19 protein-coding genes and 1 other annotated feature are annotated in these 25159 nt (G+C 39.2%); of the genes, 10 read left to right on the top strand and 9 right to left on the bottom strand.

The features are described from left to right. Positions 1 to 30: 30 nt before the first annotated feature. Genes LMOATCC19117_RS14140 through LMOATCC19117_RS14925 form a run of 3 tightly spaced genes read right to left on the bottom strand, consistent with a single transcriptional unit; the run spans position 31 to position 2167 of the window. Positions 31 to 333, bottom strand: a complete 303-nt coding sequence (locus LMOATCC19117_RS14140; protein WP_003725315.1) for a PTS sugar transporter subunit IIB — start codon at positions 331 to 333, stop codon at positions 31 to 33. Between the two features lie 43 nt (positions 334 to 376). After that, positions 377 to 1831, bottom strand: a complete 1455-nt coding sequence (locus LMOATCC19117_RS14135) for a glycoside hydrolase family 1 protein (RefSeq protein ID WP_003727629.1) — start codon at positions 1829 to 1831, stop codon at positions 377 to 379. A 27-nt stretch (positions 1832 to 1858) separates the two neighbouring features. Then, positions 1859 to 2167 (bottom strand): hypothetical protein, encoded by a 309-nt coding sequence (locus LMOATCC19117_RS14925; protein WP_072217693.1) that lies wholly within the window; start codon positions 2165 to 2167, stop codon positions 1859 to 1861. 181 nt (positions 2168 to 2348) lie between these two features. Here LMOATCC19117_RS14925 and abc-f point away from each other — a divergent pair, with 181 nt between their 5' ends. From abc-f to pbpD1, 7 genes are all read left to right on the top strand, one after another. After that, positions 2349 to 3959: a ribosomal protection-like ABC-F family protein gene (gene abc-f, locus LMOATCC19117_RS14130; RefSeq protein WP_003725313.1), complete on the top strand. Its 1611-nt coding sequence runs from the start codon at positions 2349 to 2351 to the stop codon at positions 3957 to 3959. Between the two features lie 57 nt (positions 3960 to 4016). Then, complete coding sequence (locus LMOATCC19117_RS14125) at positions 4017 to 4547, top strand: ADP-ribose-binding protein (protein WP_003725312.1); 531 nt, start codon at positions 4017 to 4019, stop codon at positions 4545 to 4547. Between the two features lie 287 nt (positions 4548 to 4834). After that, on the top strand, positions 4835 to 6301 hold the full coding sequence (gene guaB, locus LMOATCC19117_RS14120; RefSeq protein WP_003722118.1) for an IMP dehydrogenase: 1467 nt from the start codon (positions 4835 to 4837) through the stop codon (positions 6299 to 6301). 160 nt (positions 6302 to 6461) lie between these two features. After that, on the top strand, positions 6462 to 8234 hold the full coding sequence (recQ, locus tag LMOATCC19117_RS14115; RefSeq protein ID WP_003725310.1) for a DNA helicase RecQ: 1773 nt from the start codon (positions 6462 to 6464) through the stop codon (positions 8232 to 8234). A 23-nt stretch (positions 8235 to 8257) separates the two neighbouring features. Beyond that, complete coding sequence (locus LMOATCC19117_RS14110) at positions 8258 to 10411, top strand: DNA topoisomerase III (RefSeq protein ID WP_003727630.1); 2154 nt, start codon at positions 8258 to 8260, stop codon at positions 10409 to 10411. A gap of 108 nt (positions 10412 to 10519) precedes the next feature. Further along, positions 10520 to 12187, top strand: a complete 1668-nt coding sequence (locus LMOATCC19117_RS14105) for a CocE/NonD family hydrolase (RefSeq protein WP_003734218.1) — start codon at positions 10520 to 10522, stop codon at positions 12185 to 12187. Positions 12188 to 12365: 178 nt separating this feature from the next. Further along, on the top strand, positions 12366 to 13703 hold the full coding sequence (pbpD1, locus tag LMOATCC19117_RS14100; protein WP_003734219.1) for a D-alanyl-D-alanine carboxypeptidase PBPD1: 1338 nt from the start codon (positions 12366 to 12368) through the stop codon (positions 13701 to 13703). A gap of 80 nt (positions 13704 to 13783) precedes the next feature. Here pbpD1 and LMOATCC19117_RS14095 read toward each other — a convergent pair whose 3' ends face one another. The 6 genes from LMOATCC19117_RS14095 to LMOATCC19117_RS14070 form a co-directional block, all read right to left on the bottom strand. Further along, positions 13784 to 14731: a glycosyltransferase family 2 protein gene (locus LMOATCC19117_RS14095; protein ID WP_003725306.1), complete on the bottom strand. Its 948-nt coding sequence runs from the start codon at positions 14729 to 14731 to the stop codon at positions 13784 to 13786. 10 nt (positions 14732 to 14741) lie between these two features. After that, complete coding sequence (locus LMOATCC19117_RS14090) at positions 14742 to 16595, bottom strand: DUF6020 family protein (protein ID WP_003725305.1); 1854 nt, start codon at positions 16593 to 16595, stop codon at positions 14742 to 14744. Positions 16596 to 16774: 179 nt separating this feature from the next. Further along, positions 16775 to 18547: an ABC transporter ATP-binding protein gene (locus LMOATCC19117_RS14085; RefSeq protein WP_003725304.1), complete on the bottom strand. Its 1773-nt coding sequence runs from the start codon at positions 18545 to 18547 to the stop codon at positions 16775 to 16777. After that, complete coding sequence (locus LMOATCC19117_RS14080; RefSeq protein ID WP_003734220.1) at positions 18547 to 20268, bottom strand: ABC transporter ATP-binding protein; 1722 nt, start codon at positions 20266 to 20268, stop codon at positions 18547 to 18549. The genes LMOATCC19117_RS14085 and LMOATCC19117_RS14080 overlap by 1 nt, the downstream gene beginning before the upstream one ends. 161 nt (positions 20269 to 20429) lie before the next feature. Then, positions 20430 to 22136 (bottom strand): aminodeoxychorismate synthase component I, encoded by a 1707-nt coding sequence (pabB, locus tag LMOATCC19117_RS14075; protein WP_003734221.1) that lies wholly within the window; start codon positions 22134 to 22136, stop codon positions 20430 to 20432. Continuing rightward, positions 22133 to 22705 carry an anthranilate synthase component II gene (locus LMOATCC19117_RS14070; protein ID WP_003734222.1) on the bottom strand — a complete coding sequence of 191 codons (573 nt, stop codon included), beginning with the start codon at positions 22703 to 22705 and terminating at the stop codon, positions 22133 to 22135. Before LMOATCC19117_RS14070 ends, pabB begins: the two co-directional genes overlap by 4 nt. A 129-nt stretch (positions 22706 to 22834) precedes the next feature. On the opposite strand from LMOATCC19117_RS14070, the gene LMOATCC19117_RS14065 reads away from it, so the two are divergent. The 3 genes from LMOATCC19117_RS14065 (at position 22835) to LMOATCC19117_RS14055 (ending at position 25142) form a co-directional block, all read left to right on the top strand. Further along, positions 22835 to 23254 carry a pyridoxamine 5'-phosphate oxidase family protein gene (locus tag LMOATCC19117_RS14065; protein ID WP_003734223.1) on the top strand — a complete coding sequence of 140 codons (420 nt, stop codon included), beginning with the start codon at positions 22835 to 22837 and terminating at the stop codon, positions 23252 to 23254. A 52-nt stretch (positions 23255 to 23306) separates the two neighbouring features. Then, positions 23307 to 23529 (top strand) — a binding site (T-box leader). Between the two features lie 58 nt (positions 23530 to 23587). Next, a complete protein-coding gene (serS, locus tag LMOATCC19117_RS14060; RefSeq protein WP_003725040.1) occupies positions 23588 to 24871 on the top strand; it encodes a serine--tRNA ligase in 1284 nt (427 codons plus the stop codon). 19 nt (positions 24872 to 24890) lie between these two features. Beyond that, complete coding sequence (locus LMOATCC19117_RS14055) at positions 24891 to 25142, top strand: TfoX/Sxy family protein (RefSeq protein ID WP_003725039.1); 252 nt, start codon at positions 24891 to 24893, stop codon at positions 25140 to 25142. Positions 25143 to 25159 lie beyond the last annotated feature (17 nt).

The raw sequence follows: 25159 nt of genomic DNA, 5'->3' as shown, positions 1-25159 counted from the left end.
TAAAACCTCCCTATTTTGAATGAATCTCCCTTAACCAATCTCCGCGAAAGCTTTTTCAAGAACGGCTTTCCCGTTTAACATACCATAATCTTTCATATCGATAACAATAACAGGAATGCGACCCTGTACGAGTTCATCTACTTGCGGTTTTTGGTAACGGACTTGAGGTCCAAGCATCACGATATCCATTTTGTCCACAACGCTGCTAGCTTCTGATACTGGTAATGCTTCGATTTCAATTTCTTCCCCAATAGAGGTTGCGTGCGCTTTCATTTTAGTAACGAGTAAGCTTGTCGACATTCCGGCCGCACATACAAGTAATATTTTTTTCATTAAAATTTCCCTCCCAAAATGGTTGAAGCAGAGAGAACAAGGCTTATTTGCCCTGTTCTTCTACTAAATTAGCTCCGTTTGCTTCGATGGTCTTTTTATACCAGTAAAAACTATCTTTTTTATAGCGTTTTAATTCTTTTTCATCGTTTTCGTCGCGGTCTACATATACGAAACCGTAACGTTTTTGGTAGCCGTTTAACCAGCTTAGTAAATCTGTGAAGCTCCAAGTGCAGTAACCGAGCATCTCTACGCCGTCCGTGATTGCTTCTTGGATTGCTAGAGCATGCGCGCGAATGTATTCAATTCGGTACTCATCATGGATTTTATGGTCTTCCGTCAAGCTATCATACTCACCAAGACCATTTTCTGTAATCATGATTGGTAATTTATAGCGGTTAGTAATTCTACGTAAGCCAATGCGCAAGCCAGTTGGATCAATATCCCAGTCCCAATTCGTTTTCTCTAAGTATGGATTATTGGTGTTTTTGTATAACCCCGGTACACCAGTTTCCTCGGAAGTGCCTTTTTCGCCAGTTGTATTCATTTTCCCAGAACCAACGCCGTCTTTCCCATTAAATGCATGAGTCATTGAGCGGTAATAGTTAACTCCCATGAAATCAGGTTTTCCTTTTTTCAGAAGCTCCGTATCGCCTGGTAAGATTTCCGGTGCAAGACCGTGCTCTTCTAGCCAGTTCCAAGTAGCAGTCGGATATTCACCCCATGTGTAAACATCCATCCAGAAATGGGCATTGAATTCTTCGGAGTTTTCAGAAGCTAATACATTTGCTGGGTTAGCATCGATGGAGTAACTTGGTCCATAAGCAAAACTTGGTCCAATTTTTCCGGATGTACCTAGCTCGCGGAATTTAGCAATTGCAGAAGCATTCGCCAAGTTCGCATTGTGATTTGCCGCAAACATACGCTTGTCGTCAGAAACGCCAGGTGGGTGATACGCTAATTTGTAACCGTGTGAGATAAATACGTTCTGTTCATTAAGTGTTACCCAGTATTTAACTCGGCCGTTAAAGCGTTTGAATAGAAGGGCAGCGTAGTTAGTGAAATCTTCTACGACTTTTCGCGACTCCCATCCACCATATTCGTCTTGAAGCCCTTGCGGAATATCCCAGTGATAAAGTGTAACGACTGGCTCAATTCCATAAGAAAGAAGTTCATCAATCAAATTATCATAGAATTTAAGTCCTGCTTCGTTAACTTCCCCGTTACCATGCGGGATAACGCGACTCCATGCGACAGAGAAACGATATGCTTTTAGGCCCTGTTCAGCCATTAGTGCGACATCTTCTTTATAACGATGGTAATTATCCACCGCTACATCTCCGTTTGTTTCTTTGAATGTTGTTCCAGGAATACGAACAAATTCATCCCATACAGATGGTCCTTTACCATCCTCATCCCAGGCACCTTCTACTTGGTACGCTGCAGAAGCTGATCCCCATAGAAAATCTTTTGGGAAAGGTTTCAACTTATTATGTTCCATTATGGCACCTCCAAAAATTATGTGCGATTAGTCTGTTTTAGTTTTGCTTGCCTTATTAATGTAAACGGTTTCGACTAATTGGTAAATAGATTTTGGTGCTTTGGGTTCGTGTTTCATATCAATGGTATAAGTTTCTGAGCTGAAACGCTGTGTTTCGTGCATGTGATTGGAAGAACAATTGACATTTGGGGAAGTATCCCTTATTCTATATGTATTAATGAAAAGAGGTGAGATGACATGTTTCTTTTGAATGCGCGAACTAGTATAGCTAAATTTTTGTATATTGTCCGTGCAATTTTTTCCGGTATTGCAGTTACATTGGCGAAGTCTGCCCAAAAAACTGTATAACTAGAAAAAATGAGAGAAGCATGGAGTCACGCAATCGGTTTGTATAGTGCTAAATTAGTATTATACTTATAATTGGCGTCGGGCGCTTGTCTGACGCTTTTTTTGTTGTCTGAAAAATTGTTTCACGTGAAACAATTTGCCATGCTTCCTTGGATAAATGGAGGATAAAATGACAATAGTAGCAATGAATGATGTAGTTAAAAGTTTTACCGGAGATATTATTTTAGAGAAAGTATCACTTCAATTAGAAGAAGGTGAGCGCGTCGGTTTAATTGGTCGTAATGGCGAAGGGAAAAGTACTATTTTGAAGATTTTAAAAGGAACTGAGGGCGTTGATAGCGGGATTGTGACGAGCAAAAAGGGCGCGAAAATTGGGCTTTTAGAGCAATTATCGACGGTGGATCCCAATATAATAGTAGAACAATATTTACGAACTAGTTTTGGTGAGTTAGAGGAGCTGGAAAAAGAATTACGAGCATTAGAAGGAGAAATGGCAACAAATTCCAGCGAAAAATTAATGAACCGCTACGGAGATAAAATGGCTTTATTTGGCGAGCTTGGCGGCTATGAGATGGATGCCAATTTGAATAAAGTGGTGAATGGGCTTGGTATTGGATTGCTACTGTCGCAACGATGGGGAGACTTGAGTGGTGGTGAGAAGACGAAGGCTGCATTAGCGCATTTATTATTACAGAAAACAGATTTATTACTCTTAGATGAACCGACGAACCATTTGGATTTGATGGCGGTAGAATGGCTGACCGCGTTTTTACAACATTATTCGGGAACCGTATTAGTTGTATCTCATGATCGCTACTTTTTAGATGAAGTAGTCGGGAAAATGGTGGAGCTTGAGAACCGCGAATTAATCGTTTATCATACGAATTTTTCTGGATATTTGAAAGAACGAGAAGAACGGCTATTGCGGGAATTCCAAGATTACAAAGACCAACAAAAGAAAATCAAAAAGATGCAGCAAGCCATCAAACGATTGCGCCAGTGGGCAATGCAAGCCAATCCGCCAAATGATGCCATGTTCCGAAGGGCGAAAAACATGGAACGCGCATTAGAACGGATGGAAAAAGTAAAGCGTCCAGTGTTAACGCAAAAACAAATGCAATTACAATTCGATGAAGCTGGTCGAAGTGGACAAGAAGTTGTGGTTATGGAAAACTTAAGCAAGTCATTTAGCGAAAAAGCAATCGTACAAGATGTTTCTTTGCAAATTAGGCAAGGAGAACGAGTAGCGATTATCGGTGAAAACGGCGCCGGCAAATCTACTTTGCTTAAAATAATGGAAGGGAAAGTTGTTCCTGATGTTGGCATGATTAAGGTTGGTGCAAGTGTGAAAATCGCGTCGCTTTCTCAGCAAATGGAAGAGCTGAATGAAAAGCTGACTGTACTGGATGCATTTCGGGATAAGGTTGCTGTGACAGAAGGAGAAGCACGACAAATGCTAGCAGGCTTCATGTTTTATGGAGAGATGGTTTTCCGAAAAGTAGGGAACATTAGCGGCGGAGAACGTATGCGACTTAGGTTAGCGCAATTTATTAATATGCCAGTGAATACGCTGATACTTGATGAGCCGACTAACCATTTAGATATCGCCTCGCGTGAAATTTTAGAAGAAGCAATTCGAGCATTTAGCGGCACAATTATCACTGTATCGCATGATCGCTATTTTATTGATCAGCTATGTTCTAAAGTAATTTGGCTGGAGAATAAACAATTAACCGTTTATGAAGGTAATTACAGTTATGCAACTAGTAAGCGAAGATAATCGACTTGCTGGAAATCACTTTCAAAATAAATTAGAATGAAGAAAAGAGGTGATGGTATGGAGATAACAGTTGTAAAAGGTGATATTACGGAACAAGATGTAGATGTCATTGTAAATGCTGCTAACCCCGGACTTTTAGGTGGCGGCGGAGTGGATGGCGCTATCCATCAAGCGGCGGGTCCGGATTTATTAAAAGAATGTCAAGAGGTTATTAATCGCATTGGGACTTGTCCTGCGGGTGAGGCGGTCATTACGTCTGCCGGCGATTTACAAGCAAGTTACATTATTCATGCTGTAGGTCCGATTTGGAAAGACGGAGAGCATCAAGAAGCGAATAAACTGGCATCTTGTTATTGGAAAGCGCTAGATTTAGCGGCTGGAAAAGAATTAACTTCGATTGCATTTCCTAATATTTCTACGGGTGTGTATGGTTTTCCTAAAAAACTAGCAGCTGAGGTAGCGCTTTATACCGTTCGCAAATGGGCGGAAGAAGAGTATGACACAAGTATTGAAGAAATACGCTTTGTTTGTTTCGATGAAGAAAATTTGAAGTTATACAACAAATTAATAAACAGTGAAGTCGTTTAAGATAACAATCTTAGGCGGCTTTTTCAAATGTTTCACGTGAAACATTTTTTACTATATTTTCTGAATAAAACAACAACGGAAAACCTTCTTGACATAGCTCCAAGCTTCTTGTAACATCATATTCAATAACTAAAAATATACATTGGCTATTTCAGCATGATTATAGAAGACAAGTCGCATGATGTGGATATTTTCCACCATTTTTTCTTTATGAAAATAAGGATAAGATGATGCGTTTTTTCTATATAAAAAAGCGAGTACCAATAAAAAAGGAGTGTTTGCGACCCATGTGGGAAACAAAATTTGCAAAAGAAGGCTTAACATTTGATGATGTTTTACTTGTTCCAGCGAAATCGGACGTATTACCAAATGATGTAGATTTAAGTGTAGAAATGGCTCCATCACTCAAATTAAATGTACCAATTTGGAGTGCCGGAATGGACACAATTACAGAAGCTAAAATGGCAATTGCAATTGCGCGCCAAGGCGGAATCGGTGTTGTTCATAAGAATATGAGTATTGAACAACAAGCAGAAGAAATCGAGAAAGTTAAACGCTCAGAAAGTGGCGTTATTATTGATCCATTTTATCTGACTCCAGATCACCAAGTTTTTGCTGCAGAGCATTTGATGGGTAAATATCGTATCTCAGGTGTTCCAATCGTGAACAACGAGAAAGAGCGCAAACTAGTTGGGATTTTAACTAACCGCGATTTACGTTTTATTTCCGATTATTCTACAGTAATTAAAGATGTTATGACAAAGGAAAACCTAGTGACAGCGCCAGTTGGAACTACGCTAAAACAAGCTGAGCAGATTCTGCAAAAACACCGCATCGAGAAATTGCCACTTGTTGACGAAGCAGGTATTCTAAAAGGGCTTATCACTATTAAAGATATTGAAAAAGTAATTGAATTCCCGAACTCTGCTAAAGACAAGCATGGTAGACTACTTGCCGCAGCAGCTGTTGGAATTACGAATGATACTTTTGTACGTGTAGAGAAATTAATCGAGGCGGGTGTTGATGCGATTGTTATTGATACTGCGCACGGACATTCAGCGGGAGTTATTAATAAAATTTCCGAAATCCGCCAAACTTTCAAAGATGTAGTAATTGTTGCCGGAAACGTTGCAACAGCTGAAGGAGCACGTGCTCTTTTTGAAGTTGGTGTTGATATCGTCAAAGTTGGGATTGGTCCTGGTTCCATCTGTACGACACGTGTTGTTGCAGGTGTTGGGGTTCCTCAAATCACAGCGATTTACGATTGTGCAACTGTTGCACGCGAATTTGGTAAAACAATTATCGCAGACGGCGGCATTAAATACTCCGGTGATATCGTGAAAGCTCTAGCTGCTGGAGGAAATGCGGTTATGCTAGGAAGTATGCTTGCTGGAACAGACGAAAGCCCTGGTGAAACAGAAATTTTCCAAGGTCGTCAATTCAAAACTTACCGTGGTATGGGTAGTTTGGCAGCGATGGAGCACGGTTCAAAAGATCGTTATTTCCAAGCAGATGCGAAAAAACTGGTTCCTGAAGGTATTGAAGGTCGCGTTCCTTACAAAGGCTCCGTTGCTGATATTATCTTCCAATTAGTTGGCGGTATTCGTTCAGGTATGGGTTACACTGGCTCTCCTGATTTAAGACATCTTCGTGAAGAAGCAGCATTCGTTCGTATGACTGGCGCTGGACTCCGTGAAAGCCACCCACATGATATTCAAATTACAAAAGAAGCACCAAACTATAGCATTTCTTAAGGTCGAAAAAGCAGGAATCTCTTCCAAAAGAGGTTTCTGCTTTTTTATTTCTACTATAAAAATAAGAAAGCTGCGAGAAAACACAAATTTCTCCAAAAAGCTTCAATTAAAGTCATAAAACCGCTATACTGTTTCTATAGAGGAGGCGTGAAAAAAGATAATGATAGAGCAAGCAAGAGCTATTTTACAGCAAAACTTTGGTTATCAAGATTTTCGGAATGGACAAGTTGACGTCATTTCGAAACTTTGCGCGGGAGAAGATACGCTAGCAATCATGCCAACGGGCGGCGGGAAGTCACTTTGTTACCAAATCCCAGCACTTCTTTTTGACGGTTTGACCATTGTTGTTTCTCCACTAATTTCACTTATGAAGGATCAGGTAGATGCGCTAGTCTCAGAGGGGATTGCAGCTACTTTTATTAATAGTACACTGACTAATAGAGAAATAGATATTCGACTGGATGCTGCATTTTCAGGTGAGTTAAAGATGCTTTACATTGCTCCAGAACGCATTGAAACGCCAGGTTTTCAGCGTTTAATTGAGCAGGTACCTATTTCATTATTTGCGATAGATGAGGCGCACTGTATTTCGCAGTGGGGTCATGATTTTCGTCCTAGCTACCTGACGCTGTGCGATAGTTTGGATAAAATGACCAGACGTCCGCTCGTTATCGCGCTTACTGCGACAGCGACGCAGGCTGTTTCAGACGATATTTGCCGATTGCTAAAAATAGGAGCAGATTCAGTCGTTAAAACTGGATTTTCCAGAGATAATTTGGCTTTTCAAGTAGTGAAAGGGCAAGATAAAGATAAGTATTTGATTGATTATTTAACAAAAAATGTAACGGAATCCGGAATTATTTATGCTTCGACTCGGAAAGAAGTAGAGCGGCTGCACACTTTCTTGCTAAAAAAAGGTGTTGAATCTGGTATGTATCATGGCGGAATGACCGATTTAGCACGGAAAGACTGGCAAGAGAAGTTTCTATATGATGATATTCGAGTGATTGTGGCGACGAACGCGTTTGGAATGGGAATTAATAAATCTAATGTGCGTTTTGTTATTCATTATAATATTCCGCGCAATATTGAAGCGTACTATCAAGAGGCGGGTCGTGCTGGGCGAGACGGGGTTCCAAGTGATTGTATCTTGTTGTTTTCCCCGCAAGATAGCCGCATCCAGCAGTTTTTAATTGAACAATCCGAAATGGACGATGAGCGCAAACAAAATGAATTCGCCAAGCTACGCCAAATGACAGGGTATGGTTATACGGAAATTTGTTTACAGAAATACATCGTGCAGTATTTTGGAGACGACGAGGAAAACTGCGAGAAATGTAGTAATTGCTTAGATACAAGGGAAGCCACGGACGTTACAATTTTAGCGCAACAAGTTTTTTCTTGTATAAAAAGAATGGGTGAGCGTTTTGGGAAAGTATTAATTGCCAAGGTTTTGACAGGTTCTGCTGACCAGAAAGTGAAAGATTGGCGCTTTGACGAACTCAGTACTTATGGATTGATGAAAGATGCTTCCCAAAAAGATGTGTTACAACTAATTGATTACCTTACAGCAGAAAAATATTTACAACCAACTGATAGCCAATTTCCTTCCTTAAAACTGACGGATAGAGCCGTTTCGGTTTTACGAGGCGAGCTAAAAGTGGAAAGAAAACAAGCGAAACGGGCTGAAAAAGTTAAAATAGATGTAAATAGTGACCTTTTCGAGAAGTTGCGGGAAGTGCGGCGGGAACTGGCAGCAAAACACAAGGTGCCGCCATATATCATTTTTTCAGATGAAACGTTACGTGAAATGTGTGCATATATGCCGCAAACGGAAGATGCACTGCTTGAAGTCAAAGGCATTGGTGCGATGAAACGCGATAAATATGGTGCAGAATTCTTGGCTGTACTGCAACAAGAGGCATCGAAATAAAATAGAAGAGAGGGTTTTGACAGATGACAAAAACATTAGTACTGGCAGAGAAACCGTCTGTCGGTAAAGATATCGGCCGGGTACTCGGGGCTAAACAAGGTAAGAACGGCTATTTAGAAGGTGGAAAATATGTAGTAACTTGGGCGCTTGGACACCTTGTAACACTAGCTGACCCTGAGCGCTACGATTCGAAGTATAAAAACTGGAATATGGAAGATTTACCAATGCTTCCAGAGAAAATGAAGCTAGAACCAATCAAGCAAACGAGAAAGCAATATGAAACGGTTAAGAAGTTAATGAACCGTACAGATATAACCACGATCGTTATTGCAACAGATGCAGGTAGAGAAGGAGAACTTGTAGCTCGCTGGATTATTGATTATGCGAAAATCAAGAAGCCTCTAAAAAGACTATGGATCTCCTCTGTAACGGATAAAGCGATACGTGAAGGCTTCGAACACTTAAAACCAGGGAAAGCTTATGAAAATCTGTATCACTCTGCAGTCGCTCGTTCTGAAGCTGACTGGGTGGTAGGAATCAATGCTACGCGTGCGTTGACAACGAAATATAACGCACAACTTTCCTGTGGCCGAGTGCAAACGCCAACCCTTGCAATGATTCAACATCGTGAGGAAGAAATTCGTAATTTTAAACCACGTGAGTACTATGGAATTACCGCGCTAACCGAACAAGAAAGTTTCACGTGGAACAATGGGCAAACTTTTGATAAAGCTTTAGCAGAAAAACTAGTAAAGTCTTTACAAGGGGAAAATGCGGTAATCACAGACGTTTCTATGAAAGAAAAGAAAAATTTCTCACCAGGTTTATATGATTTAACCGAATTACAACGCGATGCGAATAATAGATATGATTTTTCGGCGAAAGAAACGCTGAATATTATGCAAACATTATACGAGCGCCACAAAGTACTAACGTATCCACGAACAGATTCGCGCTTTATTTCAACAGACATTGTCCCAACACTAAAAGAACGTTTAGCGGCCTGCGGGGTGGGTGAAAATGCAAAAGCTGCTCGTCAAATCAGCGGAAAACCAATCAAAGCGAACAAATCATTTGTAGATAACAGCAAAGTGAGCGACCATCACGCAATTATTCCGACCGAGCAACCTGTTTCCCTCGGAGATTTAAGCGATAAAGAACGGAAAATTTATGACCTTGTCGTCAAACGCTTTTTAGCAGTGCTTTCAGACCCATATATTTATGAAGAAACCTCTGTTAAAGCTAAAATCGGCCAAGAAGAATTCACTTTAAAAGGTAAAGTTGTCAAATCCCTTGGTTGGAAAAGTATTTACGGAGAGTCGCGCGAACCAGATCAATTAACTAAAATGAAAAAAGGCGACACTATCCCAGTTAAACGAATCAATTTAGAGACGGGGAAAACAAAACCACCAGCGAGATTTAACGAGGCAACTTTACTTTCAGCTATGGAAAACCCATCTAAGTACATGGAAACAACGAACAAGGCGCTCGCCAAAACACTGGGTGAGACAGGTGGACTTGGAACAGTTGCAACTCGTGCAGACATCATTGAAAAACTTTTCAATAGCTTCTCCTTAGAAAAACAAGGCAAGGACATTCATATTACTTCCAAAGGACGCCAATTGCTAGAATTAGTGCCCGAAGATCTGAAATCCCCAGAACTAACGGCGCGTTGGGAACAAAAATTATCTAAAATCGCAAAAGGCGAACTAGATTATCGTAAATTCACTGAAGAAATGCGTGACTATGCGAAAAAAGCAGTAACTGAAATTAAACAAAACGATAAAAAATTCCGTCACGATAACATTACTTCACAAAAATGCCCAGACTGCGGTAAGCCGATGCTAAAAGTGAAAGGCAAACGTGGTACGATGCTAGTTTGTCAGGACCGTGAATGCGGTCATCGTGAATCTGTTTCAAGAACGACGAATGCTCGTTGCCCTAATTGTCATAAACGAATGGAAATGCGCGGCGAAGGTGATAAACAAATTTTTGTATGTGTTTGTGGACACCGGGAGAAACTATCTGCCTTCCAACAACGTCGTGACAAACAGAAAAATAAAAATGTATCCAAAACAGATGTAGCTAAATTCATGAAAAAACAAAACAAGCAAGAAGATGAGCCGTTTAACAATCCTATGGCAGAAGCGCTTGCCAAATTAAAGCTAGATAAATAAGAATGGACAAAGCGACCCACTCATATTGAGTGGGTCGCTTTGTTTGACATAGTCTGTCGTATACGAAACAATAAAAGAGCAATCAATACTGAAAAGGAGATGTTTCACGTGAAACATAATCAATTAATTATTGAAACGGATGTCCCAGCTGAAATGCGCGATGGTGTAACGCTTTACGCAGATATATATCGTCCAGCAGACGCGGGGGAATATCCAGTTTTACTTACAAGGTTACCTTATAGTAAATCATACGGGCTTCACTTTATTCGTCCTAATATTTTGGCGGAGCAAGGTTATGTTGTTATTGTTCAAGATGTTCGTGGCAGATATACGTCAGAAGGAGATTTTGTTCCATACATAGCAGAAGTTGACGATGGATATGATACGATTGAGTGGGCTGCGAACCTGCCTTATGCTAACGGAAATGTCGGCATGTTTGGTTTATCTTATTATGGTTATACGCAAATTTTAGCCGCAATTAGCGGGAACAAACATTTGAAAGCCATTGCTCCAATTATGGCTCAAAATAGCATGACAGATGTTTTTAATGACCACGACGGCGCTTTAGAACTTGGAATGTGGGAAACTTGGAATCTAGAGTCCATGCTTCCAAACATGCTAGCCCGTACTTATAAAACGCAAGATGAATTAGAAGCAGCAGTGAGCCTATTAATGAAAAATCTAGACAATTTAGACGCACTTTATCAATTTAAACCTTATAAAGACTGGCCAGCAATCGGTCAAAATGAAATGCCTTACTTCTCTGAGTTATTAAATTATGAACCAACACATAACCATTGGCAAAAAATCGATGCAAAAAGCAATTATGATAAAATTAAAGTGCCAGGTCTCCATGTAGCAGGCTGGTATGACTGCTTTTTAGATAAAACAATCGCTAATTTTCAAAATGGTCACTTGCGAGGTCTTGGAGATAAGCTCATCATTGGTCCATGGACGCATGCTAATTTCACTCAGATGATTGGCGACCGTGATTTTGGAATGGCGGCCACTAAATGGGGAGAGGCGAATATGCATGCTAGACATATAGAATGGTTCAATCATTGGCTGAAAAAAGAGCCTTTACCAGCATCAGCGCCTGTTAATTATTTTGTGATGGGGTTAAATGACTGGAAAACAGCTGAAAACTGGCCTCCTCAAAATGCAAATATGACACCATTATATTTTAAAAATGAAAAAGTGAGCGCAGAATTCACACCTCCTACAACATCTTCAGAAGCAAAATTTAGCTATGATCCAGAAAATCCAGTACCATCAAACGGTGGAGGGACCTTACATAAGGCACTACATGCAGATGGACCTCGTGACCAACAACAAATTGAACTTCGTGAAGACGTTCTTTGCTACTCAACGGAGCCACTAAAAGAAGCAATCGAAGTTACCGGACCAATTCAAGTGAAACTCTGGGCCAAATCAGATGCACCTAACACGGATTTTACAGCGAAATTAGTGGATGTATTTCCAGATGGAACGGCTTTTAACTTAGCAGATGGCATCATCCGGGCGGCCAAGCAACATGGCGACAATGTGCAAAATAATATTAATGAATACACTATCGACCTTTGGGCAACAAGTAATTTATTCCAAAAAGGTCATCAAATCCGCGTTGAAATATCTTCTAGTAATTTTCCGAGATTTGATCCAAACCCAAATACAGGCGATAACTTTATTAATTCCACTGAAAGCCAAATCGCCAACCAGACGATTTATCATAGTTCTGAATTTCCATCACATATTCTTCTGCCAATCGTTCGCTAGAAATTTTGTTTTTTTGGGCGAAAAGTTTTATATACGGCACTACTAAATCATGGTAAAATATGAAAGTATCCGTCAAAAAAATGAAACTTATTCGAAAAGGGAATTTTTATGATAGGTTTCTTTATTAAAATATAGATAAAATGAGTTAATAATTTACTCAAATGAAGGAGAAGTTGCAGTGAAAAACATAATTAAAAAAACAGGGATTGTAATCATGGCAGCATCCCTTGCAGTAAGTGGCTTCTTAGTAAGCCCGAAAGCAGCACAAGCCGCAGAAGCACCAAATGTAAATGCAAACGCAGCAATCGCAATTGAAGAAAGTACTGGTAAAATTTTATATTCAAAAGACGCTGACAAGCTAATGGGCATCGCATCCATGACAAAAATGATGGACGAATACTTACTACTGGAAGCAATTGACAAAGGACAAATTAAATGGGACGACAAAGTAACCATTTCTGAATATGCTTACAAAGTTTCACAAGACACATCACTATCGAACGTACCACTTAGACTTGGCGAAGAATACACTGTACAAGAATTATATGAAGCAATGGCGATTTACTCTGCAAACGGAGCAGCAATTGCTATTTCCGAAAAAATTGCAGGTTCTGAAAAAGAATTTGTCGATGCTATGAATAAAAAAGCGGACGAACTTAATCTAGGCGAGCACCAATTCGTTAACGCTACGGGCCTTAATAACGAAGACTTAAAAGGCGGTCAGCAAGTAGGTGGACCGAAAGACGAAAACAAAATGACAGCTCGCGGCATGGCGAAGTTAGCAAAACACTTAATAAATGATTACCCAGATGTACTTAAAACCGCTAGTACAACTAAGAAAGAGTTCCGAAAAGGTACATCAGACCAAATTGATATGACAAACTGGAACTGGTTATTACCGGGCTTGATTTACGGGCGCAAAGGTGTAGACGGTTTGAAAACAGGAACAACTGATTATGCTGGAATGTGCTTGACTGCAACCGCTGTACAAGATGGAATGCGAGTTATCACAGTCGTACTCCATGCAAATGGTGGAGCGCCTGGCGAGCATACAAGTGCTCGTTTTGATGAAACAAACAAAATGCTCGATTATGCTTTTAATAATTTCAAAGTAAAAGAAGTGCAAAAAGCAGGATCAAAAGTAAAAAATCCTTCTACAATTGCAGTAGATAAAGGAAAAGAAGATACAGTCGGACTAGTTACAAAAGATGCAGTGAAGCTAGTTGTACCGAAGAATGGCAATGAACCTAAGTTAAATACAAAGGTAACTATGAAAGAAAAAACAATAGAAGCACCAGTTAAAAAAGGTACGGAAGTTGGTAAAATGGAAGTATCTCTAAAAGATGGCGACAAGTTAGGCTATGTTGACGGAAAACAAACAGAAACAATTGACGTACTAACTGCTAGCGACGTTGAAAAAGCGAACTGGTTCATGCTCTCCACACAAGCAGTAGGTTCTTTCTTTACAGGCATTGGTAATTACGTTTCTGATGGTGTAAAAGGGTGGTTTAATTAACAGTAGAACAATTGTAGTACCGATATAAATAAAAGAGTCGATTTCCTGAATTAGGAAATCGACTCTTTTATTGGCTAACTTTAGTTCAATGGATTTCTTTCGCGGTATTTAACAAGTTCTAAGAAGTAGCTTTGTCTGCTTCTATGAGCTATCGTATCAAGGATTAATCCACAAATGAAGAACAGCATACCCATTATGATTAAACCAGTTGCAAGTAATGCACTCGGAAATTTTAGTACCAAGCCAATTTGAGCAAACTGAATTATGACTGGCAAACCAACTAGAACTCCTACAAGCACAAACAAAGAGGCTAATAAATTGAAAAATAAAAACGGACGACTATTTTTAAATAATCTTACAATCGTCATAATTACTTTGAAACCATCAGAAAAAGTGTTTAGTTTTGATTCACTACCTTCTGGACGATCACGGTAATCAATTTCAATTTCTTTCACTAAAAAGCGATTTTCCAATGCGTGAATGCTCATCTCAGTTTCAATCTCAAAACCAGGGCTTAAAACTGGCATAGTCTTAACAAAATAACGATCAAAGCCACGGTAGCCTGTCATGATATCTCTCAAATTACTTTTGAAGATACGATTAATTGTATTACGTACTAGTGAGTTACCAAAGTCATGAAAATTTCTTTTATTTTCTTCAGTGTAGGTACCATTACTCAGACGATCACCAATAACCATATTAGCTTCCTTATTGCGAAGCACCTCTAATATTTCATGGCAGTATTCTGCTGGATAGGTATCGTCACCATCGACCATTAAATAGTAATCAGCATCTATATCCGCGAACATAGAACGTACTACATTACCTTTACCTTGGCGCATTTCTTTTCGAACGATAGCACCATGATCTTTCGCTATTTCAAAGGTTTTATCTTTAGAATTATTGTCGTACACATAAATATCCGCATTTGGTAATTCTTTCTTAAAATCATCAATTACCTTACCAATTGTAAGCTCCTCGTTATAACAAGGCAAGAGTACAGCTACTTTCTCATTTAGAATTCCCATTATTCTCTCCTTAAAATTGATTTTCTTTGTAATTTTTTAATTTAGTTGCAAAAAAGACAATAGGCACGGTGAAAATAAAACTATAAGAATATCTAAAGTCTGTTGCTGGCATTGCGATTGCTATAGTAATAAGTGCCATTACTACAGGTGCAAAAATAAGAAGTTTCTTTTTAGGACGTTGGAGGCAGACGGCAGCAATTGCTATTATGAGCAATACTAATGGAATGGCTCCTTTTAATAAATAATTTTGCCACTCATTTGTTGTTTTTGCATAAATGCTATCTGTTATTTTCTTCAGACTTGGAGCTTTAGATATTGAAATAAGTGGATTAGTAGAGTCATCAATCCGTCTCTTATACTCATTGTAGCTAACAGCATCTTTTCCAGTTGCATTTTTGTATTCATTTTGATAGACTTCATATCCTAATTTATTAATCTCTTCTTCCGATAAACCTTCTGGGAAGAATTTGGCGAATGCTCTCACATCATATCTTGTATCTTGAATATTCGCTGAAGTATCAAAGAATACTTTATAATTTTCTGGAGAATAGAATTGCCAAATGACTGCTGTTTGATCTAAATAAGCCCCTACATAAGTACCGAAATTAGCCGTTAAGAGTTTGAACCAATTTTTAATGTATAGTCCAAAATCATCTTCAATGACGGATGAATTGTATTTGGTATCATGCTTAATTGGGTCTACAGTATAAGGGTTGTAATCTTTTTTCCAATTTTCTTCAGGTAATATGGAAGTGAAATACTCTTTTAATTCAGGAGTAAAGTTTCCATCATTGTAAAAAGTAGCCCCAATTTGTTGGGAAGGAATTGCTAGCGCTTGGTTTAATGGATTAGGTTGCGCATTAAGCCCGTTTGTCATAACCAGACCAAATAAAAAATTCAGTCCCAAGGTTCCAACAAGAATACCGGTAATAATAAGACGAAAGTTTTTCATGAAAATAAGCAAGCACAGAAGCGATACGATGATAATCATCATTCCATTGTTTCGTAAATTTATACAAACAAAAGCTACTAAAACAAAAGCGATAAGGTGCCACCAATTTTTCAGCCACATTCCATTAGATTGTACTATTTTTAAAATTAAAACGGTGAAAAGTAATATAAAGGCTGCAAATGGAAAATCTTTCCATGCTGTTGCAGAATAAAACATTGCTGCAGGGTAAATGGCATAGCCGATTGAAATACAAACACCAATCCAAATATGCGCGCCCATTTTTACAAGAGTATAAATAGCAAAGCCAACGATTAATGAAACAACAATTATTTGAGAAAAAATGTAACTCGAAGGTGAGTCGTAAATCGCACTTGTTGTTTCTATCCACAAAGTGTGTAAAAGCGGATGCCACTGACTATATTGGCGAATACCGTGAGCCATTCCCCATTGGTAATAGGAGTCAAATGTCATTTTTGCTGGATAATAGGCTAGAAATGAAATCATCCAGACCACGAATGGAATACTCGTAAATAGTGCGAAAAATGGCCATTTTACTTTGCGATTCGGTCTTGCTTTATATTCCGTTCGCATTTCAAGTAATAAAAGTAAAACAAAGATAGTGATTACAAGAAAAGTTCCTGCTAAAATAATACTATTAAAAACAAAATTCCCGCCATATGGTCCACCATTGAATGATGAAGCCATCCAAAATAAACTAATTATTAGTGAGGTTATCAATGTTGACCATTGAAATTGAAAGTTTTTCTCTTGTCTAAAATAAAGAACCGTTAAAACTACTGCAAATAACAACCAGCTTAAAGTTAGTTTAAAGGTTTCTGAATAATAGCTAATAGAAATTAAACTTAGTAATAGTAGCAAAACCCCAACTATAACTCTTTTTTTATTTAACACTCTTTTTCTCCACTCCCTATATGAGACGTTACTATCCTTTAATATAGCAAAAAAAAGATGCTAGCGCAATTGAAATTTAAAGCGAGCCCTTACTTGAAAAAGATAAGGACTCGCTTTAAATTTACTAGTTAGACAACGTTTTGCCTGCCAGATAAATCACTCTTTGGAAGAGTGATTATTTATTCAATAACAAACTGATTATGATAAAGCTCAGAATAAAATCCTTCCGCCTTCATCAGCTCATCATGGTTACCTTGTTCAATCACTTCACCTTGATGTAGCACGACGATATGGTCGGCATCGAGGATGGTTTTTAAACGGTGGGCAATGACGAAGCTAGTTCGGCCAGAGATTACGTTGTCCATAGCTTTTTGGATGCGGCTTTCGGTTACGGTATCTACATTACTTGTCGCTTCATCTAGAATTAGAAGAGACGGATTTGTAATAATAGTTCTCGCAATACTCATAAGCTGCTTTTGACCAACGCTGAAAATATTGTTTTCATCACTGATTTCTGTTTCATAACCTTTTTCTAGGTTCATAATGAAGTCGTGGATGTTAGCTTGTTTTGCAGCGTTGATTACTTCGTCGTCGCTTGCTTCCGGCTTACCGAAAACAATGTTATCACGAATGGTTCCTGTGAATAGCACGGAATCTTGTAGCACGATACCGACTTGTTTACGAAGGGAATCTAGGCGAATATCGCGGATGTCGATATCATCAAAGAGAATCGCGCCACCATCGACATTATAGAAGCGATTAAGAAGGTTCATAACAGTTGTTTTACCAGAGCCAGTTGGACCGACAAGAGCAACCATTTTACCTTTACTTACATCAATCGAAACGTCTTTTAGAACTGGTTTTGCAGGGTCATAAGCAAAATCTACGTGATCTAGTTTGACACCTTTATTAATACCATCAATTGTTTGTAAGTTTTCGCGTTCTACTTCTTCTTCCTCTGCAAATACTTCACTAACACGGCGCGCACCAGTGATTGCTAGTTGTAGCAAGCTGTACTGGGACGAAATTTGTGTAAGTGGCATATAGAATTGTTGTGAATATTGAACGAACATAACGATTAAACCAAGAGCGGCTGTGCGTTCAAGGTCGCCGTTTAGAGCTAACCATCCACCGAAGAAGATAACGATAGCTGTATTTAATAGGGAAATACCTTGCATCATTGGGAAAAGTAAACCGGAGTAAACTTGACCTTTGTAAGTGGCGTTTTTAACGATATTGTTTTGTTTAACAAAGCCGTCAATTGTTTCTTCTTCTAAGCCATTTGTGATAATAATTTTTTGACCAGAGATTTTTTCGTCAATGTAGCCGTTAAGTACGCCTAGTTCATCTTGTTGAATATCAACGAATTTGCGGGCTTTTCGAATAATCACTGTCGCAATAATAATCGCAAATGGAGCAGATATTAGAGTAACGAAGGCTAGTTCCACGTTTTGTTGGAACATCATGATGATAACACCAATCATTAGCGCGACGTTGGATAGTACTTGGATCAATGCTTGGTTTAGTGTGTTGGAAATATTATCTAAGTCACTAGTGAAACGACTAAGCATTTCGCCATCATTGCGGCTATCGAAGAAACGGATTGATAGTTTTTCCATCTTGCGGAAAAGTCCTATACGCATTCTGTTCGTCGATTTACCAGCTACCCCTGTCATAATGATACTTTGGATAAAAGTGGCAGCAGCGAGGAGTACGTAGCAGAGAATCAGCATCCAAATGATATGGATGAAGTCACTCTTGTCATCAACACCCGTTTGCATTAAATTAACAACGTAATCTCCAAGTTCTTGAACGGCGTTACCAATATATTGTGGTGCTTTTACTTGAAGGTATGTCGCAAAAACTACAGCAATTAAAATGACAAAAAGTTGAGGCTTATAACCCCGCAGATAGTGCCAGAAAAAGCGACTAATTTGTTTGAACTCTTTCATTATGCGGTTACCTCCTTGCCTTTTTGAGTGTCGTAAATTTCACGGTAGGTTGCATTTTCTTTCAGTAGTTCTTTATGGGAACCGACGCCAACGAGTTTACCTTTATCTAACACGAGAATTTTATCTGCTTGAATAACAGAAGAGATTTTTTGTGCAATGATGAAAGTCGTTGTGTCGTCTAGCTCTTTATTCAGCGCTTCTTTCACTAATTTCTCGGATTTTGCATCAAGCGCGCTTGTGCTGTCATCGAGGATTAGGACTTTCGGAGAACCGATAACGCCACGTGTAATCGAAAGACGTTGTTTTTGTCCACCAGAGAAGTTGTTTCCACGTTCGGAAACAGGTGCATCATATAGTTTTGCTTGCTTGTCGATAAACTCTTTCGCTTGTGCTATCTTACTTGCGTGTTCCATTTCTTCGGTAGTTGCATCTTTTTTACCATGACGTAAATTGTCTGCAATGGTTCCGGAGAAAAGAATTGCGCGTTGGAGCACGAAGGAAACAGTGCTGCGAAGCGTTTTTTTGTTGATATCTTTTAGGTTCGTTCCGCCGATAATAACTTCACCTTCCGTTGGGTCGTAAAGTCGGGGGATTAGTTGGGCAAGAGTGGATTTACCAGAACCTGTTGCACCAACAATACCGACCATTTCACCAACACTTGCTTTGAATGAAATATCTTCCAGAGCAGGCGTATCGTCACCGTCGTATTTGAAACTAACATTACGGAACTCAACTGTACCTTCTAAATCTTGTTCTGGTGCGCTTTCATTGTAAGTAATATCTGGTTCTGTTTCCAGAACTTCGGTAATACGCTTCAAAGAAATAAGCGCACGAGAAGCCATCATCATCAGCATACCACCAATAATAATTGCCATCATAATTTGCATTAAGTAGTTCATGAATGATGCGATAGCTCCGATAACTTCAGGATTATCTGCAGCCATATCGCCTACAAAGAAAATAGAAACAACAATTGCTAAGTTAGAAACGAGCATAAATGCAGGAATCATTACAGAGAAAAGCGTTCCAACGATGATTGTGTGGCGAGTTAATTTGTCACTGACAGTTGTAAAGCGACTGATTTCATTATCTTCTTGCACGAAAGATTTAACTACGCGCATGCCAGCAAGGTTTTCTTTTGCAATAGAATTCACTCGGTCAATTAACTTCTGAATAATGGCAAAATGTTTACCCATAGACCCGAATGTGAATACAACAATCAGAACAACAAGAACAACGAGTACAATAATTACCCACCATAATTCAGGTAAAGTAAACATCGCTAAAATAAAAGCCCCGATGAACATAATCGGAATTCTCGTAAGCGATTGTAGTGAAAGCATCACTAAGTTTTGAACTTGGGTAATGTCGTTTGTTTGTCGAACAACTAGATTACCTGTCGAAAGTTTTTCGATGTTGCTGAATGAAAATGTTTGGATTTTACGGAAACTAGATTCACGAATATCTGCACCGACGCCTTGAGCGACTTTGGCTGAAAGTATTGTGTTTAGGATCCCGGCGATAAGGCCGACTGCGGCAATACCGATTAAAAGTGCGCCGATGGATGAGATTTCATCCATATCATCTTTCATGATGGCGTCTAGGACTTGCTGAAGTAACTTTGGTTGCCATAGTTGTGAGATAACCATGACTACTACAAACAGTGTAGATAGTGTCGCTTGTAGCTTGTATTTTTTTAGATGGTGAAACAATACTTTCATGATTTTCCTCCCTTGGAAAACGGAAATAAAAACGTGCGAACACATATTCTAATATAGATTGTGAAAATTTGCAAGTAATTTTTTCACAAATTATAAATGTGGCGAAAATATGGCGAATTTGACAAATTATTTCATTTTTAAATTGTGAAATTTCTATTCTTTTATTGTTTGATTTCTACTTCTATAAATCCTCTTACGCTATTAATTAACCACACATAGTCCGCTTCTAAAAGGTCTTTTTTTGCTAGTGTTTTCTCGGAAATCTTATTTTTAGCTAATAGTTCTGCTCTCATTGTCCCTGAAAGAAGACCTGAAGTTACTGGTGGCGTGAAAAAACAGCCATTTATACCTAGAACTATATTCCCGTTAATAAATTCTGTCAGTTCACCCCGTTCATTCCAAAGTAGTGTTTCCTCGGTTTGAGTATTTTTTAAGTTTTCATAGACCTTTCGATGAGTCGTTTTATGATAGAGAAATAAATCATTCGAAGGGACTGGTTTATCAGCAAGTTGCGCTGTTAGTCGCTTGTTTTTTGTATCAATTCTTGTTAGTTCTAGATCATGTGCGCCATCAGGATGTAATAAAAAGCGCATTTTGTATGTGTCGGTCGTATTTTTTTGCGCAGTTTTGGTCCATAGTTTCTCTGTTTCTTCCCTATTAAAAGGAATACCGAAAAAGTCTGCGCTTGTTTGTAGTCGTTTTAAATGATATTCGGTTCGGAAAAGCTCACCATTTTCAATTCGCAAACATTCAATTAAAGAAAATTTTGTCGTCTTTTCTAAAATAGCTGATTTTGCGTGGATTTCGGAAAATTCGCTAGCGGCTTCCGAATCCCAGACGATACCGCCACCAACACCATAAGTTGCCTTGTTGTCTGCGATAGCAATAGTACGAATCGGTACATTGAAAATCGCATTTCCGTTAGGTTCTAAAAAGCCAATTGCTCCGCAGTAAACACCACGAGGAGAATCTTCTAGTTCTGAAATAATTTCCATTGTTCGTACTTTAGGCGCACCAGTTATTGAGCCACATGGGAAGAGTGCTTTAAAAACAGCTGTTAAATCAGTCTCAGGAGGTGTTTCTGCTGTAACGGTTGAAGTCATTTGCCAAACAGTTGGGTAAGGTTCTAGCGTCATTAACTTAGGAACCTTGACACTCCCGGGTACAGCAATCATCCCAAGGTCGTTCCGTAGTAAATCGACAATCATCACATTTTCTGCACGGTTTTTAGGATCGTTTTTTAGCCAATCATGTGCTTCTAAGTCCGCTTGCTCCGTTATTCCGCGGCGAATAGTACCTTTCATCGGGCGTGTCGTTAGAAGATTTTCCTTCCATTTAAAAAAGAGCTCGGGTGAAGCCGAGATAATCTCAAAGTCACTGGTTGAAAGTAGGGCGGTGTAATTCGCCTTTCCAATCTGCTGTAACGTTTCATAAGTCGCTTGAGAAGAAAAGCTGTTTGGCACATCACTTTGAAGTCGCACGGTGTAGTTTATTTGGTAAGTATTTCCAGCTGCAATTTCAGCTTTGATTTGCTCTATTTTCTCGGCGTATTCAGGGAAACTAGTATTCATTTTAAAAGAGAGCGGCGAGGAATCTGGTGTTTCGGTAGCTGTAACGTTAAAATTATCGTATACGCCAAACCAGACGAGGGGCATGTTTCCGCTCGGTTTTTTTGTTTTTAAATTACTTCGAAAAGCAGGCGCGGCCTCATAACTGACAAAACCGGCGACGTATTTTCCTGATTTTTGGGCTTCTTCGGCTGCTTTCATTATAGGAAGAACTTCTGCTAAATCATGCGTAACTAGTTCATACAGTGGATTTTCAAAAATTTTTGTGTCGCCTTCAAAATCAAATCGTAATAAGCTCATTTAACATTTCTCCCTAATCGTATAAAGTTTTCAAGTATTGCATGTCCGTTTTCAGATAGGATTGCTTCTGGGTGGAACTGGACGCTGTGAATCGGTTTTGATACGTGAGCTAGTCCCATTATAACGCCGTCTTCTGTCAGTGCGGTTACTTTTAAATTAGCGGGAACTGTGGCAGGATCAATAACTAAAGAATGGTAGCGCGTTACTTGGAACTTTGGTGCAAGCTCTGCAAACAACCCTTCCCCAGTATGCGAAATGATACTTGTTTTTCCGTGAACCGGGACTTTTGCCGGCACCACTTTTGCCCCGAAAAAATGAGCAATCATTTGATGACCGAGGCAAATGCCAAGAATAGGAACTTGAATTTTACCTAGTAGTGCCAAACTTACAGGGAAGTCTTCCGGTGAACCTGGCCCTGGTGATAGAACTACCATTTCGGGAACGAGTTGTTGAAATATTTCAAGCGAAAAATTAGTAGCAGAAACAACCTGTACCTCCTCTTGAAGCTCTAAAAAATATTGGTATAAATTATATGTAAATGAATCATTATGGTCGATGATTAAAATCACTTTAAATCCCCCTAGTTAAAACGGTTATACTCTTTTATAGCAAATAGCTAGAGAGATAACAAGCCCGAATGTTTAAAGCCGGGAGCCGAGTGGAAAGGTACACTAAATAACCAAAGGAAGGTGTTTGAGATGAAAAATGAACTAGAAGATAAGATTCTTGCCATTTTGGAACAACATCAAGTGGGTGTATTAACATCCGTACAAGGAGACTATCCTCATGCTAGATATATGACGTTTCTGCACGATGGTTTAACCCTTTACACACCGTCTGGCAAAGAATTACCAAAGACAGAAGAAGTACGTAGAAACCCACATGTATCCGTTTTAATTGGTTACGAAAGCCTAGGGTCTGCGTTTTTAGAAATTAATGGTTTGGCTTCTCTTGAAGAAGATGAATCAATCAAAGAACGCATTTGGGAAAACATTTCTAAAGAATGGTTCCAAGGCGAAGATTCACCGTCCTTTGTCGTTATAAAAATTGTACCTGAACAAATTAGAATATTGAATTCTGATGATGACGGTCCAGACACGCTCGATTTAATCGGTTAAAGATTTGCTTGTAATTTAAGCAGATATGCGATAGAATAACTTTAAATTAATACGAAAAGCGAAGACAAGAAGTAGTAATGAGGCAGAATTTCTAAAGAGAGCCAGTGGGTGGTGTGAACTGGTGAAGTTTCCTTATGAATCCATCTTGGAGTGAGTGGTGGAAAGCATAATTTTGCGAGTAAATCATTCCGGTTGGGTCCGTTAAACCTAAATGAAGCTGGGGATTTTTTGAAGTCCCAATAAGGGTGGCAACGCGGTTAACTCTCGTCCCTTTCCTGTTAATTCGGGAAAGTACGGGAGTTTTTATATGGAAAAAATAAAGGAGGAGTTAGCATGTTAGATGTTAAATTGTTACGTAATAATTTTGATGAAGTAAAGCAGAAATTACAAAATCGCGGGGAAGACCTTGGTGAATTCGAGAAATTTGGTGAGTTAGATAAACGTCGCCGTACGCTAATCGTGGAGACAGAAGCGCTGAAAAGTCAGCGTAATGAAGTGTCTCAAGAAATCGCTAAATTAAAACGCGAAAAACAAGACGCAGATGCTAAAATTGAAGAGATGCGTGTCGTTGGTGATCGTATTAAAACATTAGACATCGAGCTAAGAGAAATCGACGAGAAGTTAGATATGATTTTAATGTCGATTCCAAATATTCCGCATGAGTCTACTCCGGTTGGTGAATCGGAAGACGATAACGTGGAAATTCGCAAGTGGGGCGAAGTACGCGAATTTGATTTTGAACCAAAAGCTCACTGGGACTTAGGAACAGACTTAGATATTCTTGATTTTGAAAATGCTGCGAAAGTAACTGGTAGCCGTTTTGTCTTTTATAAAAAATTAGGTGCAAGACTGGAACGGGCGCTAATTAACTTTATGATGGACTTGCACTCGAATGAACATGGCTATGAAGAAATGTTACCACCGTACATGGTGAACCGTGCGAGCATGACTGGAACTGGTCAATTGCCGAAATTTGAAGAAGATGCTTTCTTAATTGAAGCAGAAGATTATTTCCTTATTCCAACAGCGGAAGTACCAGTAACAAACTACCACCGCGAAGACATTTTAAAAGCAGAAGATTTACCAAGAAAATATACAGCATTTAGCGCATGTTTCCGTTCTGAAGCGGGATCTGCTGGTCGTGATACGCGCGGCTTAATTCGCCAGCATCAATTTAACAAAGTGGAATTAGTTCAATTTGTTAAACCAGAAGATTCCTACGCGGCGCTTGAAAAATTAACTGGAAACGCAGAAGAAGTATTGCGTCGCCTAGAATTACCATATCGCGTATTAAGCATGTGTACGGCTGATTTAGGCTTCACTGCTGCTAAAAAATATGATTTAGAAGTTTGGATTCCAAGCTATAATTCTTACCGTGAGATTTCTTCTTGCAGTAATTTTGAAAGCTTCCAAGCAAGACGCGCTAACATTCGTTTCCGCCGTGAACCAGGGAGCAAACCGGAATACGTGCATACATTAAATGGTTCCGGGTTAGCACTAGGTCGTACAGTCGCTGCTATTTTGGAAAACTACCAAGATGCAGATGGTTCTGTACGCATTCCGAAAGTATTGCAAGGCTACATGGGCGGTATCGAGAAAATAGAATTACCAAAATAATATGGAAGAAGGAACTGTAATGGCGAACCTTAGCGAATTACCAAACATTGGCAAAGTACTGGAGCAGGATTTAATCAAAGCGGGAATAAAAACTCCCGTCGAGCTAAAAGATGTTGGAAGCAAAGAAGCCTTTTTACGTATTTGGGAAAATGATTCAAGCGTTTGTCTAAGTGAACTATATGCGCTTGAGGGAGCCGTTCAAGGCATCAGGTGGCATGGTTTAGACGAAGCAAAGAAAATCGAACTCAAAAAGTTTCATCAATCCTTATAGAAAAAGCGACGATGCAT

Origin of the sequence: Listeria monocytogenes ATCC 19117, from assembly GCF_000307025.1 — a bacterium.
Classification (GTDB): domain Bacteria; phylum Bacillota; class Bacilli; order Lactobacillales; family Listeriaceae; genus Listeria; species Listeria monocytogenes_B.
The sequence above is the reverse complement of the archived record's forward strand: the minus strand, read 5'-3'. Positions and strand labels throughout refer to the sequence as shown.

Excerpts from the sequence above, each read along its gene's own strand:
- LMOATCC19117_RS14140 (WP_003725315.1), bottom strand. The coding sequence starts at position 333 with ATGAAAAAAATATTACTTGTATGTGCGGCCGGAATGTCGACAAGCTTA.
- LMOATCC19117_RS14135 (WP_003727629.1), bottom strand. The coding sequence starts at position 1,831 with ATGGAACATAATAAGTTGAAACCTTTCCCAAAAGATTTTCTATGGGGA.
- abc-f (WP_003725313.1), top strand. The coding sequence starts at position 2,349 with ATGACAATAGTAGCAATGAATGATGTAGTTAAAAGTTTTACCGGAGAT.
- LMOATCC19117_RS14125 (WP_003725312.1), top strand. The coding sequence starts at position 4,017 with ATGGAGATAACAGTTGTAAAAGGTGATATTACGGAACAAGATGTAGAT.
- guaB (WP_003722118.1), top strand. The coding sequence starts at position 4,835 with ATGTGGGAAACAAAATTTGCAAAAGAAGGCTTAACATTTGATGATGTT.
- recQ (WP_003725310.1), top strand. The coding sequence starts at position 6,462 with ATGATAGAGCAAGCAAGAGCTATTTTACAGCAAAACTTTGGTTATCAA.
- LMOATCC19117_RS14110 (WP_003727630.1), top strand. The coding sequence starts at position 8,258 with ATGACAAAAACATTAGTACTGGCAGAGAAACCGTCTGTCGGTAAAGAT.
- LMOATCC19117_RS14095 (WP_003725306.1), bottom strand. The coding sequence starts at position 14,731 with ATGGGAATTCTAAATGAGAAAGTAGCTGTACTCTTGCCTTGTTATAAC.
- LMOATCC19117_RS14085 (WP_003725304.1), bottom strand. The coding sequence starts at position 18,547 with ATGAAAGAGTTCAAACAAATTAGTCGCTTTTTCTGGCACTATCTGCGG.
- LMOATCC19117_RS14080 (WP_003734220.1), bottom strand. The coding sequence starts at position 20,268 with ATGAAAGTATTGTTTCACCATCTAAAAAAATACAAGCTACAAGCGACA.
- pabB (WP_003734221.1), bottom strand. The coding sequence starts at position 22,136 with ATGAGCTTATTACGATTTGATTTTGAAGGCGACACAAAAATTTTTGAA.
- LMOATCC19117_RS14065 (WP_003734223.1), top strand. The coding sequence starts at position 22,835 with ATGAAAAATGAACTAGAAGATAAGATTCTTGCCATTTTGGAACAACAT.
- serS (WP_003725040.1), top strand. The coding sequence starts at position 23,588 with ATGTTAGATGTTAAATTGTTACGTAATAATTTTGATGAAGTAAAGCAG.
- LMOATCC19117_RS14055 (WP_003725039.1), top strand. The coding sequence starts at position 24,891 with ATGGCGAACCTTAGCGAATTACCAAACATTGGCAAAGTACTGGAGCAG.